The sequence below is a fragment of the Micromonospora echinospora genome, assembly GCF_900091495.1.
In the GTDB taxonomy this organism is placed as follows: Bacteria; Actinomycetota; Actinomycetes; order Mycobacteriales; family Micromonosporaceae; genus Micromonospora; species Micromonospora echinospora.
Map to the genome: position 1 here is coordinate 4498136 of NZ_LT607413.1, position 15973 is coordinate 4514108.

18 protein-coding genes are annotated in these 15973 nt (G+C 71.2%); 9 read left to right on the forward strand and 9 right to left on the reverse strand.

Annotated features, from left to right (window positions below):
• The first annotated feature begins 7 nt into the window (after window positions 1-7).
• The 5 genes from GA0070618_RS20270 (at window position 8) to GA0070618_RS20290 (ending at window position 3971) form a co-directional block, all read left to right on the forward strand.
• The gene (locus GA0070618_RS20270) at window positions 8-1312 is read left to right on the forward strand and encodes a cysteine desulfurase (protein ID WP_088983050.1); all 1305 of its coding nucleotides are present in this window, start codon (window positions 8-10) and stop codon (window positions 1310-1312) included.
• Window positions 1312-1785 (forward strand): Fe-S cluster assembly sulfur transfer protein SufU, encoded by a 474-nt coding sequence (gene sufU / locus GA0070618_RS20275; protein WP_088983051.1) that lies wholly within the window; start codon window positions 1312-1314, stop codon window positions 1783-1785. Before GA0070618_RS20270 ends, sufU begins: the two co-directional genes overlap by 1 nt.
• Window positions 1782-2258, forward strand: a complete 477-nt coding sequence (locus GA0070618_RS20280) for a metal-sulfur cluster assembly factor (protein ID WP_088983052.1) — start codon at window positions 1782-1784, stop codon at window positions 2256-2258. The genes sufU and GA0070618_RS20280 overlap by 4 nt, the downstream gene beginning before the upstream one ends.
• 187 nt (window positions 2259-2445) lie before the next feature.
• Window positions 2446-3075: a LysE family transporter gene (locus GA0070618_RS20285; protein ID WP_088983053.1), complete on the forward strand. Its 630-nt coding sequence runs from the start codon at window positions 2446-2448 to the stop codon at window positions 3073-3075.
• 248 nt (window positions 3076-3323) lie between these two features.
• Window positions 3324-3971: an acVLRF1 family peptidyl-tRNA hydrolase gene (locus GA0070618_RS20290; protein ID WP_088985686.1), complete on the forward strand. Its 648-nt coding sequence runs from the start codon at window positions 3324-3326 to the stop codon at window positions 3969-3971.
• An 82-nt stretch (window positions 3972-4053) separates the two neighbouring features.
• Here the strand turns inward: GA0070618_RS20290 and GA0070618_RS20295 are convergent, their stop codons facing one another.
• The 4 genes from GA0070618_RS20295 to GA0070618_RS20310 form a co-directional block, all read right to left on the reverse strand.
• Window positions 4054-5058, reverse strand: coding sequence for a HEAT repeat domain-containing protein (locus GA0070618_RS20295; protein ID WP_088983054.1), 1005 nt, complete (start codon window positions 5056-5058; stop codon window positions 4054-4056).
• A gap of 6 nt (window positions 5059-5064) precedes the next feature.
• Window positions 5065-5733, reverse strand: coding sequence for a HEAT repeat domain-containing protein (locus tag GA0070618_RS20300; protein WP_088985687.1), 669 nt, complete (start codon window positions 5731-5733; stop codon window positions 5065-5067).
• Between the two features lie 126 nt (window positions 5734-5859).
• Window positions 5860-6390, reverse strand: a complete 531-nt coding sequence (locus tag GA0070618_RS20305; RefSeq protein WP_094977959.1) for a hypothetical protein — start codon at window positions 6388-6390, stop codon at window positions 5860-5862.
• Between the two features lie 304 nt (window positions 6391-6694).
• Window positions 6695-7996 carry a TolB family protein gene (locus tag GA0070618_RS20310; RefSeq protein ID WP_197701558.1) on the reverse strand — a complete coding sequence of 434 codons (1302 nt, stop codon included), beginning with the start codon at window positions 7994-7996 and terminating at the stop codon, window positions 6695-6697.
• A 212-nt stretch (window positions 7997-8208) separates the two neighbouring features.
• Here GA0070618_RS20310 and GA0070618_RS20315 point away from each other — a divergent pair, with 212 nt between their 5' ends.
• Entirely contained in the window at window positions 8209-9162 is a 954-nt protein-coding gene (locus tag GA0070618_RS20315; protein ID WP_088985688.1) for a hypothetical protein, read from the forward strand.
• A gap of 104 nt (window positions 9163-9266) precedes the next feature.
• Here the strand turns inward: GA0070618_RS20315 and GA0070618_RS20320 are convergent, their stop codons facing one another.
• A complete protein-coding gene (locus tag GA0070618_RS20320; protein WP_088983056.1) occupies window positions 9267-9962 on the reverse strand; it encodes a hypothetical protein in 696 nt (231 codons plus the stop codon).
• Between the two features lie 135 nt (window positions 9963-10097).
• Window positions 10098-10472 carry a group I truncated hemoglobin gene (locus GA0070618_RS20325; protein ID WP_088983057.1) on the reverse strand — a complete coding sequence of 125 codons (375 nt, stop codon included), beginning with the start codon at window positions 10470-10472 and terminating at the stop codon, window positions 10098-10100.
• Between the two features lie 383 nt (window positions 10473-10855).
• On the opposite strand from GA0070618_RS20325, the gene GA0070618_RS20330 reads away from it, so the two are divergent.
• The gene (locus tag GA0070618_RS20330) at window positions 10856-11842 is read left to right on the forward strand and encodes an endonuclease domain-containing protein (RefSeq protein ID WP_088983058.1); all 987 of its coding nucleotides are present in this window, start codon (window positions 10856-10858) and stop codon (window positions 11840-11842) included.
• Here the strand turns inward: GA0070618_RS20330 and GA0070618_RS20335 are convergent.
• Together GA0070618_RS20335 and GA0070618_RS20340 are read right to left on the reverse strand one after the other, a co-directional pair.
• The gene (locus tag GA0070618_RS20335) at window positions 11826-12104 is read right to left on the reverse strand and encodes a hypothetical protein (RefSeq protein WP_231931383.1); all 279 of its coding nucleotides are present in this window, start codon (window positions 12102-12104) and stop codon (window positions 11826-11828) included. The two genes, GA0070618_RS20330 and GA0070618_RS20335, sit on opposite strands and share 17 nt — an antisense overlap.
• A gap of 2 nt (window positions 12105-12106) precedes the next feature.
• On the reverse strand, window positions 12107-12382 hold the full coding sequence (locus GA0070618_RS20340; RefSeq protein WP_231931384.1) for a DivIVA domain-containing protein: 276 nt from the start codon (window positions 12380-12382) through the stop codon (window positions 12107-12109).
• A gap of 320 nt (window positions 12383-12702) precedes the next feature.
• Between GA0070618_RS20340 and GA0070618_RS20345 the strand changes: the two genes are divergently transcribed.
• Window positions 12703-12942 (forward strand): winged helix-turn-helix domain-containing protein, encoded by a 240-nt coding sequence (locus tag GA0070618_RS20345; RefSeq protein WP_088983060.1) that lies wholly within the window; start codon window positions 12703-12705, stop codon window positions 12940-12942.
• Window positions 12943-13173: 231 nt separating this feature from the next.
• On the opposite strand, the gene ypfJ is transcribed toward GA0070618_RS20345, so the two are convergent.
• Window positions 13174-14091 (reverse strand): KPN_02809 family neutral zinc metallopeptidase, encoded by a 918-nt coding sequence (gene ypfJ / locus GA0070618_RS20350; RefSeq protein WP_088983061.1) that lies wholly within the window; start codon window positions 14089-14091, stop codon window positions 13174-13176.
• A gap of 226 nt (window positions 14092-14317) precedes the next feature.
• Between ypfJ and GA0070618_RS20355 the strand changes: the two genes are divergently transcribed.
• Complete coding sequence (locus GA0070618_RS20355) at window positions 14318-15922, forward strand: ABC-F family ATP-binding cassette domain-containing protein (protein ID WP_088983062.1); 1605 nt, start codon at window positions 14318-14320, stop codon at window positions 15920-15922.
• The last annotated feature ends 51 nt before the right edge of the window (window positions 15923-15973 follow it).

Consider the following 15973-nt stretch of genomic DNA (forward strand, 5'->3'; position numbering starts at 1 on the left):
ACGGGCGATGACCACCATCACGATCCCCGCCGGGATGCCGCAGTACGACGACGTGCCCCGCTTCGACGTGACGGCGGTGCGCGCCGACTTCCCGATCCTCGACCGGGAGGTCAACGGGCACCCGCTGGTCTACCTCGACAGCGCCAACACCTCGCACAAGCCGCGTCAGGTGCTCGACGTCCTCGTCGAGCACTACGCGATGCACAACGCCAACGTGTCGCGTTCGGTGCACACCCTGGGCACCGAGGCCACCGAGGCGTACGAGGGGGCCCGGGCGAAGATCGCCGCGTTCGTCAACGCGCCCAGCGTGGACGAGGTGGTCTTCACCAAGAACTCCACCGAGGCGATCAACCTGGTGGCGTACGCGTTCTCCAACGCCTCGCTGCGCGCCGACGCCGACCCCAGGTTCCGGCTCGGCCCCGGTGACGAGGTGGTGATCTCCGAGATGGAGCACCACTCGAACATCGTCCCGTGGCAGCTGCTCTGCGAGCGGACCGGCGCGACCCTGCGCTGGTTCCCGGTCACCGAGCACGGCCGGCTCGACGACTCCGGCCTGGAGGACCTGGTCACCGAACGGACGAAGATCGTCTCGCTGGTGCACGTGTCGAACATCCTCGGCACGGTCAACCCGACCTCCCGGATCACCCAACGGGTCCGTGAGGTGGGCGCCCTGCTGCTCTGGGACTGCTCGCAGTCCGCGCCGCACATGCCGCTCGACGTGGTCGACCTCGACGCCGACTTCGTCGTCTTCACCGGGCACAAGATGTGCGGGCCGACCGGCATCGGCGTGCTCTGGGGCCGCTCCGAGCTGCTGTCGGCGATGCCGCCGGTGCTCGGTGGCGGCTCGATGATCGAGACGGTGACGATGGCGGGCTCCACGTTCGCCGCGCCGCCGGCCCGGTTCGAGGCGGGCACCCCGCCGATCGCCGAGGCGGTGGCGCTCGGCGCGGCCGTGGACTACCTCACCGGCGTCGGCATGCGGGCGATCCAGTGGCACGAGAAGGAACTCACCGCGTACGCGCTGGACGCCCTGGCGACCGTGCCGGGGCTGCGGATCTTCGGCCCGGCCGTGCCGGTGGGCCGGGGCGGCACCATCTCGTTCGCCCTCGGCGACGTGCACCCGCACGACGTCGGGCAGGTGCTCGACTCGCTCGGCGTGCAGGTGCGGGTGGGTCACCACTGCGCCCGGCCGGTGTGCACCCGGTTCGGGGTGCCGGCGATGACCCGGGCGTCGTTCTACCTCTACACCACCACGGCGGAGATCGACGCCCTCGTGGCGGGACTGGAGCAGGCACGGAAGGTGTTCGCCTGATGCAGCTCGACCAGCTCTACCAGGAGATCATCCTGGACCACTACAAGCGCCCGCAGGGCCGCGGCCTGCGCGACCCGCAGGAGCCGGGCGACCGGGTCGCCGAGGCGCACCACGTCAACCCGACCTGCGGGGACGAGGTGACCGTCCGGGTCGCCACCGACGGCACGGTGCTGCACGACATCTCGTACGACGGCATGGGCTGCTCGATCAGCCAGGCGTCGGCGAGCGTGCTGCACGAGCTGCTGACGGGTCGCCCGGCCGACGAGGCGTTCGCCGTGCACGAGGCGTTCGTCGAGCTGTTGTCCGGGCGTGGCCAGGTCACGCCGGACGAGGACGTGCTCGGTGACGGGGTAGCGTTCGCGGGTGTCGCCCGCTACCCCGCCCGGGTCAAGTGCGCGCTGCTGTCGTGGATGGCGTTCAAGGACGCCGCGGCACGCGCGGGGGTGGGCGCGAGCCCGGAGGTGAAGGCATGAGTTCTGAGGACACCGCGACGGCCCCCACGCCGTCGCCCGAGGCGGCCGTGACGCCGCCCGACGGCACCACGACGGCGCCGTCCGAGCAGGCCGCGACGGCCACCGGCGGGGAGGGCACCCAGACCCCGACCGCCACGTCGGCCGGCGGCAAGGCCGCGCTCGCCGACATCGAGGAGGCGATGAAGGACGTCGTCGACCCGGAGTTGGGCATCAACGTGGTCGACCTCGGCCTGGTGTACGGCGTCCACGTCGACGACGACAACGTCGCCACCATCGACATGACCCTGACCTCGGCGGCCTGCCCGTTGACCGACGAGATCGAGGCGCAGTGCCGGCAGGCGTTGTGCACCGGCCCGGGTGGGGGACTGGTCGCCGACTTCCGGATCAACTGGGTGTGGATCCCGCCATGGGGCCCCGACAAGATCACCGACGACGGTCGGGAGCAGCTCCGCGCCCTCGGCTTCAACGTCTGATCGACCGCTCGTCCGTCGAGGTGCCGCCCCGCCCGGGGCGGCACCTCGACGCTTGCCAGGTAAATCGGTCGCGGGAACGACCGCCCCGGGCCGACGATGAGCGGATGCACGAGTCGTACCGCAGCAGCGTCCCTGTCGCTCCGGCCACCGCCGCCGGCCGACAGCGCACGTCGCCGCGCTCCGGCCCGTGTCGTCGCCCGTCGTCGTGAGCGCCTTCCTCGCCGGCCTGGTCGCCGGCTACGGCGTCGCCGTCCCGGTCGGCGCGATCGCGGTGCTGGTCCTCGGTCTGACCGCGCGCACCTCGTTCCGCGTCGGGGCCGCCGCCGCGCTCGGTGTCGCCACCGCCGACGGGCTCTACGCCGCCGTCGCCGCGCTGGGCGGGACCGTGGTGGCGGGGCTGGTCGCCCCGGTCGCCGACCCGCTGCGGCTGGTCGCCGCCGGGGTTCTCCTCGCCCTCGCCGCCCACGGCGCGTGGCGGGCCCTGCGTCCCCGGACACCTGCGTCGACACCGACGCGGCGGGGCCTGGACACGCCGGCCCGCGCCTTCCTCGGCGTCCTGGCGTTGACCATGCTGAACCCGGCGACCGTGGTCTACTTCGCCGCGCTCGTCCTCGGCCGCTCCGACGCCGTCGCACCGCTGGCCGCCGGACTGTTCGTGCTCGGGGCGTTCCTCGCCTCGGCGAGCTGGCAGCTGTTCGTCGCGGCCGGCGGCAGCCTCGTCGGCCGGGTGCTCACCGGACCCCGGGGCCGGTTGGTCACCGCCCTGACCTCCAGCGCCATCATCGCCGCCCTCGCCGTCACCATGCTGCTCGGTTGACCGCCTAGCCGGCCGTCGTTGGCCGGCAACGCCTGGGGCCCGCGACCGGCTCGCGACGGGCTGCGGCGGATCGGCGGGTCGCGGCCGTGGGCCGCCCGCATCGCCGGTCGAGCACCGAACATCCCGCCGTTGGCCACGTTGTGCCATGGGGTCATCCTGTCGGTGCCAGTCGTGCATGGGGTGCGGCCGACGGGCGTGCTCTGGGAAGCTCGGTCGGCAGGATGGGTACGAGCGGAGGGGTGATGGGCATGCGCAGTTGGCCGGCACCGGGTGGGGGACGCTGGATCGAGGTCGAGCCGGCCCGGGTCGCCCGCTGGGTCGAGGGTTTCGCCACCCGGCACGGCGCCCCGGCCACCACCGGTCAGCCGTACGGGCTGCTGCTGACCGCGCCGGACGGCGCGACCGCCGCACTGCACACCCCGCCCGGCGCGCCGGCCACCCCGGACGTGACCGGCTTCGCGGCGGCGGCCACCGCGAACCGCCGCATCGGCCTGCTGCTGGCCCGCAAGGGCGGCGTGGCGGTGGGCGTCGCCGACGGCGACAAGCTGACCGTCTCCAAGGTCGACACCCGGTACGTGCAGGGGCGCACCGCCGCCGGAGGCTGGTCCCAGCAGCGGTTCGCCCGCCGCCGTGACAACCAGGCCAAGGCGGTCCTCGGCGACGCCGCCGACCTGGCCGTCCGTCTCCTGCTGCCCGAGGCGTCGACGCTCACCGCCCTGGTCACCGGCGGTGACCGCCGCGCGATCGACACCGTCCTCGCCGACCGGCGCCTCGCCCCGCTGGCGGCGCTACGCGCCGACCGTCACCTCGACGTCCCCGAACCCCGCCACCCCGTGCTGCTCGCCGCCATCCCGGCCGCCCACGCCGTCCACGTCCTCGTCCACGACCCCGAGTGAGCGGAAGCGTCCGGCTACCCGCACCGAGCGCGTACGTCGACCACGCCGCCCCTCCACCCGCCCGCCGCTCGGGACGGGTCCGTCACCGTTCGTCGCGCAGCGTGCGGACGTAGGTCGCGGTGAGCGCGACCGCACGGTCCTCGTCGTGGGACAGCGCCGCAAGGGCATCCGACGCCGTGCTCCCCGGCACGTCGGCGAGCGCCTGGACCAGCCGTAGGCGTGCGGCCGGTTCGGAGGTACCGGGAGCGAGGCGGTCGACGAGCCCGGTGGCGATCCGGTCCGCCAACGCGGGATCACCGGCCAGCGCGCTCAGCGCGTCGGCCGCGTCGACGTCGTTCGTCCCCTCGACGATCATCTCGACCAGCGTCGGGACCGCCTCGACCACGCCACGTGCCCCGAGCACCAGGGCGGCGTGCCGGCGGACCGTGAGGTCGGCGTGCGTGAGGGCGTCCCGCAGCAGGTCGGTCGCCGCGTCGTGCGGGATCTCGGCGACGGCCCGGACGGCACGTCGGCGCACCTCGGCCGTCGGTGCGTCGAGGCCCTCGGCGAGCAGGGCCAGTCCGTCGTCGCCGGACTGGGCCAGGGCCCAGCGGAGGGCACCGGCGACGTTCGGATCCGCCTCGCTCAACGCCGCCTCGACCAGGGCCTCCACCGGCACCGGGAACTCCCCGACCGAGGAGAGCGCGGCGCGTTGGCGCCGGTCCGCGCTCTCCGAACCCAGATCCTGGAGGAGCGCGACGACCTGGAGCACGTCCGCCCAGTCGTCGGGTTCCGCGGCACCGATCCGGCGCAGCCGGGTCAGCAGCTCCACCTCACCCGCGATGCGGTCGCGGGTCTGGCGGATGAGGTCGTCGACGAGGTCCGAGGGGCGGAAGCCGGGATCGTCGAGCGCGCGCCCGACCTCCCGCAGCGACAGCCCCAGAGACCGCAGGCTCTCGATGTGGAAGATCCGGCGGATGTCCTCGTGGGAGTACTCCCGGTAGCCGCCCACCGTACGACCCGTCGGCCGGACCAGGCCGAGCGTGTCGTAGTGCCGGAGCATGCGGGCGCTGACCCCGGACCGTCGGGCCACCTCACCGATCAACACTGCCGGTCATCCCTCCTGGCTGGTCGGGCCGAGGGCCACGATGCGCTTCGCCTCCTCGATCGCGAAGCCGAATCCGGCATCCGGGTCCTCCAACAGCCGTTCCGTGGCGATCGCGTGCTGGCGTACCCGAGGGTCGGGATGCGTCGTCGCGGCGCGCAGGGCCGGCTCGATCGTCTCACCGAGGGCGACCAGTGCCCGGCTGAGACTCAACTGCGTCTCCCGCCCGCCGCGCCCGAGTTGCGTCACCAACACCTCGGCCAGCCCGGGTTCGTCGCCGTCCGGTACGAGGACGACCGCCGTGCGCCACGCGGCCCGGGCCACCCCGTCGTCGGCGTCGGTCAGCAGGTCCCGGGTGATCGCCGGCCACGCCCGCCGGTCCGCGATCTTGGACAACGTGTGCAACGCCTGGCTCCGGGCCTGCGTACGCTCCGACCGGAGTTCGTCGAGGAGCTTCGGCACCGTCACCGACGACGGGTGACGGGTGAGTGCCCAGGTGAGCATGTCACGGACGAAGAACTCCGGCTCGACCGCGCACCGCTCGACGAGCGGGTCGACGAACCGTGGGTCCGGGGCCGTACCGACGGCCAATGCCGCCCGCAGCCGCACCGACGGGTCGCCGCTGGCCAGCCCCCGGAGGGCGGGCAGCACGTTCGGGTCCTCGGTCGGCGTGGTCATCTCCATGACCACAGTCAAAACCTTGCCACCGTGTGAAGGTCAACCGGGAACGCGTCCCGTCGAAGGACGACCTCGCGCGGGAGAAGTCGTGGCGTGCTCTCTGGGGTGACCCGCTGGATGTTCCGCCTATCCGGTCCGGTGCTCGGGCCAGAACCGGATCAGATACTGCTCAAGGCCGGCGAGGCGCTGCCAGGCGGCGGCGGAGTCGTCGGCGGGGACGGAGAGGGTCTCCGCGCCGACCCGTGCGGCTTCCCGTTGCATCTCGGCGCGGCCGGTGTGCCCGAGCGCGACCGCGTAACGGCCCGGCCCGCCGGGCAGCTCGACCACCGGCACGTCGAGCGGGAAGCTGGGGTCCGCCTCCACCACGAGCCGGCCGGTGGCGAGTTCCACCGTGGTCTGCGGTTCCCAGTGCCACGGCGGCTCCTCGGCGGGCGCGGTGTCGACAACCTCGATCCTGAGCCGGGGCCGGGTCATCTGGTGGGCGCCGCGGACCAGGAGGATGCCAGCGGCGGCGGCGCTGAGACGTCCGCGGCGGCTGTTGGGGATCCGGACTGCCTGGAAGACCGCCACTTGGGCCTCCCGGCTGACCGCGCTGACGTCCCGGACCAGGAACAACCCGTTGTCGGTGGGGATGACAGCATCGACAACCGTCGGCACGGCCCAGCTCCTTCCGAACGTGCTCAGGGGTCTGCGCGCTGGTGCACCGGAGGGACCCCTGAGCCGCGATCTCGGCGGGACGTCACCGCCGGTGACGCCAATCGCGTCACCCAGCATCAGCCCGAGAACGCAAACCTCGGGCGGCGGCGAGCTGTTGCGGCGTCACCCTCGTCATCCAGCAGAGCATAAGGGCGGCTGTGGCGGATCACCGCCTCGCCGACTGTAGCGAGATGAAGAGCGAAGACGCGGCGCCAGGCGGCGACCCGCCGGCCTGCCACCGCAGCTCTCAGCTACGGCCGAGGGCTCAGTGGCCGCCCCGGTGCCGGACGAAGATGTCGGTGACGTCGTTGGTGTCGTCGGGTACGAGGTTGGTCGCCAGGGAGTGGTAGGTGATGTAGCGGCCGTCGGCGCTGATCGCCGGGAGTTCGCTGTGGTGGTTGGCCTGGTCGCCGGTGGTGGAGACGCTGACGCGACGGGTGGTGCCGGTGATCCGGTCCCGGACGAAGATGTCGGTGACGTCGTTGGTGTCGTCGGGTACGAGGTTGGTCGCCAGGGATTGGTAGGTGACGTACCGCCCGTCGGCGCTGATCGCCGGGCTCCGGCTGAAGCCGTCGCCCTGGTTGCCGGTGGTGGAGACGCTGACGCGGCGGGTGGTGCCGGTGATCCGGTTCCAGACGAATACGTCGGTGGCGTTGTTGGTGTCCCCGGGCGCGAGATTCGAGGCGTCCGAGGCGTAGCTGACATAGCGGCCGTCGGCGCTGAGCGCCGAGGTGAAGCTGTCGTCGTTGCCCTGGTCGCCGCCGGTGGAGACGCTGATCCGGCGGGTGGAGCCGGTGGTGCGGTCCCAGACGAGGACGTCGGTGAGGTCGCCATTGGCGTCGTCGGGTACCAGGTTCGAGGCGCGTGAGGTGTAACTGACGTAGCGGCCGTCGGCACTGATCGCCGGCTCGAAGCTGTCCCGGTCGCCCTGGTCGCCGGCCGTCGAGACGCTGACGCGGCGGGTGGTGCCGGCGATCTGGTCCCGAACGAAGACGTCGTAGGCGCTGTTCGTGTCCCTGGGTACGAGGTTGGTCGCCAGGGAGTGGTAGGTGATGTAGCGGCCGTCGGCGCTGATCGCCGGGAGTTCGCTGTAGTGGTTGGCCTGGTAGCCGTTGGTGGAGACGCTGACGCGGGTGGTGGTGCCGGTGGCGCGGTCCCGGACGAAGACGTCGATCTCGTCGTTGGTGTCGTCGGGTACGAGGTTGGTCGCCAGGGAGTGGTAGGCGACGTACCGCCCGTCGGCGCTGATCGCTGAAGCCCGGCTGAATCCATTGGCCTGGTCACCGGTGGTGGAGACGCTGACGCGGGTGGTGGTGCCGGTGATCCGGTCGCGGACGAAGATGTCGCTGACGCCGTTGGTGTCGTCGGGTACGAGGTTGGTGGCGTCGGAGTCGAAGGTGACGTAGCGGCCGTCGGCGCTGATCGCCGGGTCGTCGCTGCGGTCGTTGCTCTGGTCGCCGGTGGTGGAGACGCTGACCCGGGTGGTGGTGGCCCCGTTCGCGGTGGCCGGTGGGGCGGCTGCGACGACCACTACGGCGGTGACGGTCATGGTGAGCCAAATTCGCATACATGCCATGTCGGTGCCATCTCTTCAACTCGGACAAAGTGTGCCTTCAAGCGTCGTCCGGTGGAATGAGCGGGAGCAAGACATGGCACGGAGGAGACGCCCGTCTGTCCTCGATCGGACAATCGCGGCAGATAGGGCATCGGCGTCTCGTGCTGCGGCAGGGGGCGTCGGACCATCGCGTGGCCGGCTGCCCGGATGACTACCATCCCCTCATGATCGAGGATCTGGTCAGGAGGGCGGCTGCCGAGGGCGACGACGCGATCGAGGAGTTGTGCGTGATCGCGGACTCCGACCCGCAGAGGCTGACCCCGCACTTGGGTCTCCTGCTGGACCTCGACGTGCTGTGGCCGGCGAAGTTGTACCGAGCGGCGGACACCGACGTGACCCGCCGGATCATCGAGCAGATCGACGGCGGTCGGACGCCGGACCGTCTCAATCATCTGCTCGTCATCCTGGCGCACAGCACTCACCCGCTTGCCGAGAGCGCCATACGTCGCTGGTCGACAGAACCGCCGGCCGGCGCGGACAAGCTGTACGTCGGTGCGCTGAGCTACGCGCGCGAGGGCGGTTGGACGATCGGCCCAGACGGCAATCGACGGGACCTGTGCGGGGGCACCGCGTACCGGTGGGTCATGCGTGAAACACCGCGACGCGCGAACGGGTCCACCTGTCCGTGGTGTGCGTCGCCGATGTGGACTGCCGCGGACCTCGACACCACAGAGCCCGCCACCGGTGCCGCGATAGCACATACCGGCTGGTCTGGCCGGTTGGTGATCGAGACCTGCCACTTCTGCGCCTGCTACGGGACGCTGTACAGCCGGGTCACGCCGGCCGGCGCCGCCACCTGGTGGACCGGCAACACCCGCCCGAGCTACCTACCGAGTGCTGCGGAACCGGAGGATCCCCCGACGCTGCTACCGGCCTTAGGAGCGGCTTTACCGAGCCCGTACCAGGCCAGCGCCTGGGATCGGGGCGGCTCGACGTTGGGCGGTCGGCCCGACTGGATCCAGGACGCCGAGCACGCCGACTGCCCCGGTTGCGGACAACTGATGGACTATGTGGGTCTGATCGGTGGCGCAGATCTGGACGACTTCGGCGAGGGCGCTTACTACCTGCACCTGCATGCGCCGTGCGGGTTCGTTGCGGTGAACTACCAGCAGAGCTGACCGCCGGAAGCGCTGCGCCGCGCGCTGTCGGGTACCGCTCCGCACGTTGTCGCACCAGCACCTTCCACCTCGGCACGAGCCTGCTACTCCCACCGCCTCATCGATTACGGGTGTGCACGGAAGCAGGTACGTCCCGGTTCGACCACGTGGGAACAGAGCGTGCACCACAGCGCCGGCACCGTCTCGTGGATCGTCGCCCCGAAGACGACCGGATTCGCGTCGGCGGCTTGCGCCGGTGTCCGAGTGAAGTACCGCATGGTCCACTCGTCCCGGTCATGTGGCCAGGCGCGCAGCTGGGCCTGGACGGCGACGCCGGCGTCCTCGTCCAGCCACCAAAGCTCGGTCGGGCCGGTCGCCTCGGGCACGCGTGGTGGTAACCGCCGCTCGTCCACTACCGGAACGACGTGGCGCGGTGTGTAGCAGGTGAAGGTCCGGTGGAACCAGCCCCTGACCCTCACGAGCAGGGCGTGGCGCTCCAGACGCTGATCGACGGAGCGGTCGATCAGGCGGTAGGACCAATTGCCGGGCCCCATGGCGGTACGGCCGTCAGCAACAACGTCGACGCCCCAGGTCCAGTCGCCGTCCAGGATGCCGCTGAAGGCCAGCCCAAGCGGACTGCGATGAACCACCGCATCACCGCCGAGGCCGTATTCCATCTCGTTGGAGCCGATGACCGGGTACCGAAGGCCCCCGTAGCGTTCCTCGAACCTGACCATCGCTTCGACCAACTCGCAGGGCGCCGCCTCGGTCCGGTCGTCGACGCGGAGGACGGCCATCGAGCGGATGTCGGTAGCGGTCATGTGCTGTATCCGGCGGGACCGCTGCGCGAGAACCGCGCGAGCACGTCCAGACAGGCTCGGATCACCAGGAACGTATACCTGTCAACCTACCACCGCGGCCCGACGGGGGACGGGCCGCGCGACACCCACGTCGTCCTAGGCGGATGGTGAGACGGCCGGGCTCGTCACGATTTCCTGGCGCAGCGGGGTCAGCTCGGCGCCGATCTCGGTGATGGTCTCGGCCGGTACGCCCAGCCCGGTGAGCGTGTCGACCAGGTGGCCGACCACCGCGTCGAACGCCTCGTCGGTGACGGCGAGCCGGCCGTGCGCCGCCGCCATGTCCCGCCCCGCGTAGATCTCGGCCCCACCCAGGGCCGCCGTGAGGAACGACCGCTGGTGCGCCTTCAGGCGCCGCATGTCCACGCCGTCGAAGTACGAGACCAGCGTCGGGTCCGCCAGTACCCGGGCGTAGAAGTCCTCGAGCGCCGCCTGCACGGCCGGTGCTCCGCCGATGGAATCGTAGATGCTCATGCGGATCAAGGTAGCGACCAGGCCCTTTCCGTCGTTCGGCCCAGTGCGACACCGACGACACGGTCAACCCACCTGCGGCCACCCACGATGGTGCGATCCGCTCAGGAGTGGTATGCGCGATCCTATGCGCTGTCTCCCCAGGTCAGCACCCCCGCCCGCCCCCCGGATCCCCTCCTCCCTGCCCCTCCCGTCGCCCCTGTCCCCAACCTTCTGACAGATCAGCCACACGACACGCCGACGGAATTCCACCGCAGCCGGCCACGACCGTCCGACCTGTAGCAGAAGACCGACCCGGACGGGCGTCGTCCACAGTCCGAGGGCTGTCCACAGATCACGGCGGTGGCCGGTTGCGCCGTGCCGCACGCGTCGGCACGGTCGACGGCGTGAACGAGGTGCTACGGGATCTGGTGGAGCGGGGTGGTGGACTGGTCACCCGCGCGCTGGCGACGCAGGTGGTACCGCCGTGGACGCTCCAGTACGCCTGCGCCACCGGCCAACTGGTACGGGTGCTGCCCGAGGTGTTCGCCGCAGCGCACCTGCTGAGCCCTCACCCCAACCTCCCCGCCCTCAGCCGCGTCCACCCCGCGCTCGGACACCGTGCGGTCTGTGCCTGGGCCGACGGGCGGGCCGCGCTCAGTCACCTCAGCGCGCTCCACGTGTGGGGCCTGCTCCAGCAGACAACCGGCGAGGTCCTGCACCTGAGCGCAGCGCTGAACCCCACCATCCGGTCCCGCCCCGGCGTACGCGTGCACCGACGTCGGGGCTTTGTGGTCGGGCTGCCGCAGGTGGCGCAGAGGAACGGCCTGCCGGTGACCCGCCTCGATCAGACCCTGGTCGACTCGTGGCCCCTGCTGCCACCGGACATGCGACGGACCCCGGTGATCCGAGCGGTCAACGACCGCCACACGACCCCCGAGCGGCTGCGGCGCACCCTGGACAGCACACCGAAACTGACCGACCGGGCTACCCTCCGGACCCTGCTGACCCGGCTCGCCGGGGGCTGCCGCAGCCCGCTGGAAATCTGGGGGCACGAGCACGTCTTCACCGGACCGGGGATGCCACCGTTCCAGCGGCAGGTCCGTATCCGGATCGGCCAGCGCACCATGTACCTCGACGTGTTCGCCGAGCGGGAACGCGTCAACATCGAACTCGACGGCGCCACCACGCACGGCGACCCCCAGCAGCGCGAAGTCGACCTACGGCGGGACGCCCTGCTGGCCTCCACGGGCATCCTGGTGGTCCGCTTCGCCCACCGCCGCCTCGTGCACGAGGTCGACGAGGTACGCAGGGAAACCCTGGCCATCCTCGCCAGCCGGACCGACCCGACGACCCCACCGCTCCCGCCATCCGTGCTCAGTACGCTGCGCTGACCGCCGTACCAGCTTGCCGACACCGGACGGGAAAGACTGCGGCGGTCACCGGGTGCAGGCCGGCGCGCTGGACGAAAAGCTCCCGCTTGTCGGTGGCCAGGCCCTTGGCGTCGAGTACGTAGCCGGCCAGCCAGATCCAGCCGTCGAACGTCGGCCGGTCATCCAGGACCGACACCACCCGCAGGGTCAACGCACGATCGCCACCGAACTGCACCGACGCGCAACCGTCGACCCGCAGCAGGTCTCCGGGCTTGATCCGCACCGCTACCAGTGCCCCCGGTTCGGCCGGCAGTGCCGGGCGTGCATGCTCTGCCAGTCCCGCAGCGCCCGCTTGAGCCGCTCGTTCTCCTCGGTGAGCAGGCGCACCTGCCGGTGCAGGTCGGCCAGCTCGTCGGCAAGCTCGGCCTGGAACTCGCGCACCTGGTCGGCGTCGACCCCGCGCCGACGCGGGCTGAACTCGCGGGTGCGCACCCCGTGCGGGGTCAACCGGTCCGGGAGGTCGCTGCCGTAGAGCCGGCCACCTCGATACACCTGGGCCACGTCGGTCCTTTCCGGGCAGGGGAGAGCGGAGGGTACGTGCGGTGGTGCCGGGGGAAGGGCGGGCCGCCGCACGCCGGCATGCGGCGGCCCGCCCGGCCATGCCGCCGCAGCTTCCATCAGCGGTACGGCGACAGAGCAGGTCGAACGGGTCGGGGCGGGCACGCGTAACCCGCCCCGACCAGGGGGAACCTCTCTATCCTCGTTGCCACGCAAGGGGAGAGGCAGGAGTCAACTTAGCTGTCCCAGTCATCCGAGTCAAACCCAGAGTTGTCGGCGCGTGTCCTTGCGTGATCGAATTGGCCTGCCGCGCAGGGGGAGTCATGCCGATTACCGCCGACTACATCCGTATCGCCGACGAGATCGTTGCCGACATCAGAGCCAAGAAGCTCAAGTCGGGAGACAAGCTGCCCTCGATCACGCAGCTTGCGGCGACCTACGAGGTCAGCCCGTCGACGGTCAAGCAGGTCTACGTCCGGCTCGAAGCCCTGCGGGTGATCTGGCGACACCAGGGCAAGGGTGTCTTCGTCAACGATCCGGCTCTCTGGATGCGCGAGCCGTAGGTAGCGATTCGGTTGCGGGAACGGTGCGTAAGGGTGCTTCGTTCCCCCTTTGCTGGCCCCGACGCCGTACGTGTTCCCACGCTTGTCGAGGGGTGGCCGGATCGACACGAAGGCGAGCGTCAGTAAGCAAAAGCCGGGACAGCCCAGCCGAACCAGTCGCTCAGGATTGACACGGAAGAGCCTGGGCCCGGTGGTATCCGCCACCGGCCCAGGCGTTCGTCTGCTTGTCTGCTACACGCTGCCGCTGAAGGTGTCGCACTGCTTCGGGTCGCCGCTCTCGTACCCCCGGGTGAACCACTGGCGGCGCTGCTCGGACGTGCCGTGGGTGAACTCGTCCGGGTTGACCGGCCGGTTCGCCCGCTCCGAGATGGCGTCGTCGCCGATCTTCTCGGCCGCGTCGATGGCCTGGTTGATGTCCTGCTCGGTGATGCTGGTGAAGATCTTCTGCCCGCTGGCGTCGGCGGTGCCGGTGGCGTTCTTCGCCCAGGCGCCCGCGTAGCAGTCGGCCTGGAGTTCCATCTTGACCGACAGCGCGTTGGCGTTGTCCGGGTCGCGCTGCTGCTGGCGGCGCACCTGCTGCTCGGTGCCGAGCAGGGTCTGCGCGTGGTGGCCGTACTCGTGGGCCAGCACGTACGGCTGGGCGAACTCGCCGGCCGCGCCGAGCTGGTCGGCGAGCACCCGGTAGAAGGTCAGGTCGATGTACACCTTCCGCTCCGCGGGGCAGTAGAACGGGCCGACGCCGGAGTCGGCGTTGCCGCAGCCGGTGGAGACGGCCTGGCTGAAGAAGACGGTGTCGGTGGCCTGGTACGGCTCACCGAACCGCTCCGGCAGCGCTGTCTGCCAGTACGCCTGGATCGAGTTGACGTAGAGCGTGTTGCGGCAGTCGAGCTGGTCGAGGGCGTTGTCGGCGTTGCATTTCTGCTCCAGCGCGGTGTTGTCGCCCTGTTCCGACCCGCCGCCGTCGAGCGCCGCGTTGAGGCCGAAGCCACCGCCGGCCAGCGCCACCACCACCGCGATGACCAGGCCGATCAGGCCGCCCCGCCCACCACCGCCGACCGGGATGGGAATGCCGAGGCCGCCTCCACCGCCGGAGCCCCGCCGGTCCTCGACCTGACTGGTGTCGATGCGCGCGTTCTCGTTCAGCTCCATGGTTACCCCGATCGTTCGCCAGCTCCGGGTGAGGTGATGCCCGACGATCCGGTACCCGATGATCTTGTGAGGTAATCCGGACCGGGGCGCTCCGGCGGCCCGGTACACTCGGACCGTGCTGCTCTGCGAAGGCTGAACCGCCCCGCGCCGACGGGTAATCGATCCCGCCGGCGCTTTCGCGTGCCCTGAGTCAGCCCTTTCGGCCCCTGAGAGCGAGTTCGCCACCATGATCACTGCCACCGGCCTGGAACTTCGTGCCGGCGCCCGGATCCTGCTGTCCGACACCACCCTGCGCGTGCAGCCGGGCGACCGGATCGGCCTGGTCGGCCGCAACGGCGCCGGCAAGACCACCACGCTCAAGGTGCTCGCCGGGGAGGGGCAGCCCTACGCCGGGCAGATCGACCGACGCAGCAACATCGGCTACCTCCCGCAGGACCCGCGGACCGGCGACCTGGAGGTCACCGGCCGGGACCGGGTGCTCTCCGCGCGCGGCCTGGACGTGCTGATGACCCAGATGCAGGAGATCGAGGCGAAGCTCGCCGACGGCGCCGACGAGCGCCTGGTCCGTCGGTACGGCGCGCTGGAGGACCAGTTCGCCTCCCTGGGCGGGTACGCCGCCGAGGCCGAGGCCGCCCGGATCTGCGCCAACCTGGGCCTGCCCGACCGGGCGCTCGCCCAGACCATCGGCACCCTCTCCGGCGGCCAGCGTCGTCGGATCGAGCTGGCCCGGATCCTGTTCCGGGACGCGGGCGAGAACGGTGGCGGCATCCTGCTGCTCGACGAGCCCACCAACCACCTCGACGCCGACTCGATCACCTGGCTGCGCAGCTTCCTCGCCAACCACAAGGGCGGCCTGATCGTGATCAGCCACGACGCGTCGCTGCTCGAGGCGGTGGTCAACAAGGTCTGGTTCCTGGACGCCACCCGAAGCGTGGTCGACGTCTACAACCTGGGCTGGAAGGCGTACCTGGAGGCGCGGGAGACCGACGAGCGCCGCCGTCGCCGGGAACGGGCCAACGCCGAGAAGAAGGCCGGCGCGCTGATGGCGCAGGCCGACAAGATGCGCGCCAAGGCCACCAAGACCGTCGCCGCGCAGAACATGGCCCGCCGCGCCGAGCGGCTGCTCTCCGGGCTGGAGGAGGTCCGGGTCTCCGACAAGGTGGCGAAGGTACGGTTCCCCACCCCGGCCCCGTGCGGGAAGACCCCGCTGACCGCCACCGGCCTGTCGAAGTCGTACGGCTCGTTGGAGATCTTCACGGACGTGAACGTGGCGGTGGACCGGGGCTCCCGGGTGGCCATCCTCGGGCTCAACGGCGCCGGCAAGACCACCCTGCTGCGGATGCTCGGCGGCCTGCTGAAACCGGACACCGGCAGCGTCGACGCGGGCCACGGGCTTCGGCTCGGCTACTACGCCCAGGAGCACGAGACCCTCGACGTGGACCGCACGGTGCTGGACCACATGCGCAGCGCCGCGTTCGAGCAGTCCGACACCGACCTGCGCAAGATCCTCGGCGCGTTCCTCTTCTCCGGGGAGGACGTGGACAAGCCGGCCGGGGTGCTCTCCGGCGGGGAGAAGACCCGGTTGGCGCTGGCCACCCTGGTCTGCTCCGGGGCGAACGTGCTGCTGCTCGACGAGCCGACCAACAACCTCGACCCGGTCAGCCGGGAGCAGGTGCTCGACGCCATCGCCCGCTACCCGGGGGCGATCGTGCTGGTCACCCACGACCCGGGGGCGGTCACCGCGCTCAAGCCGGACCGGGCGATCCTGCTGCCCGACGGCGACGAGGACGCCTGGAGCGACGACCTGCTCGAACTGGTCGAGCTGGCCTGAGCGGCGGCCGGGGTCGGGCCCCGGTCGCCGCCGCCGTCCGTCCGGCCAGCC

Coding starts and splice junctions, on each gene's coding strand:
- GA0070618_RS20310 (WP_197701558.1), bottom strand. CDS start 7,996: ATGCGAATTTGGCTCACCATGACCGTCACCGCCGTAGTGGTCGTCGCA.
- GA0070618_RS20325 (WP_088983057.1), bottom strand. CDS start 10,472: ATGAGCATCTACGATTCCATCGGCGGAGCACCGGCCGTGCAGGCGGCG.
- GA0070618_RS20320 (WP_088983056.1), bottom strand. CDS start 9,962: ATGACCGCTACCGACATCCGCTCGATGGCCGTCCTCCGCGTCGACGAC.
- GA0070618_RS20355 (WP_088983062.1), top strand. CDS start 14,318: ATGATCACTGCCACCGGCCTGGAACTTCGTGCCGGCGCCCGGATCCTG.
- GA0070618_RS20300 (WP_088985687.1), bottom strand. CDS start 5,733: ATGACCACGCCGACCGAGGACCCGAACGTGCTGCCCGCCCTCCGGGGG.
- GA0070618_RS20270 (WP_088983050.1), top strand. CDS start 8: ATGACCACCATCACGATCCCCGCCGGGATGCCGCAGTACGACGACGTG.
- GA0070618_RS20290 (WP_088985686.1), top strand. CDS start 3,324: ATGCGCAGTTGGCCGGCACCGGGTGGGGGACGCTGGATCGAGGTCGAG.
- GA0070618_RS20345 (WP_088983060.1), top strand. CDS start 12,703: ATGCCGATTACCGCCGACTACATCCGTATCGCCGACGAGATCGTTGCC.
- ypfJ (WP_088983061.1), bottom strand. CDS start 14,091: ATGGAGCTGAACGAGAACGCGCGCATCGACACCAGTCAGGTCGAGGAC.
- GA0070618_RS20315 (WP_088985688.1), top strand. CDS start 8,209: ATGATCGAGGATCTGGTCAGGAGGGCGGCTGCCGAGGGCGACGACGCG.
- sufU (WP_088983051.1), top strand. CDS start 1,312: ATGCAGCTCGACCAGCTCTACCAGGAGATCATCCTGGACCACTACAAG.
- GA0070618_RS20280 (WP_088983052.1), top strand. CDS start 1,782: ATGAGTTCTGAGGACACCGCGACGGCCCCCACGCCGTCGCCCGAGGCG.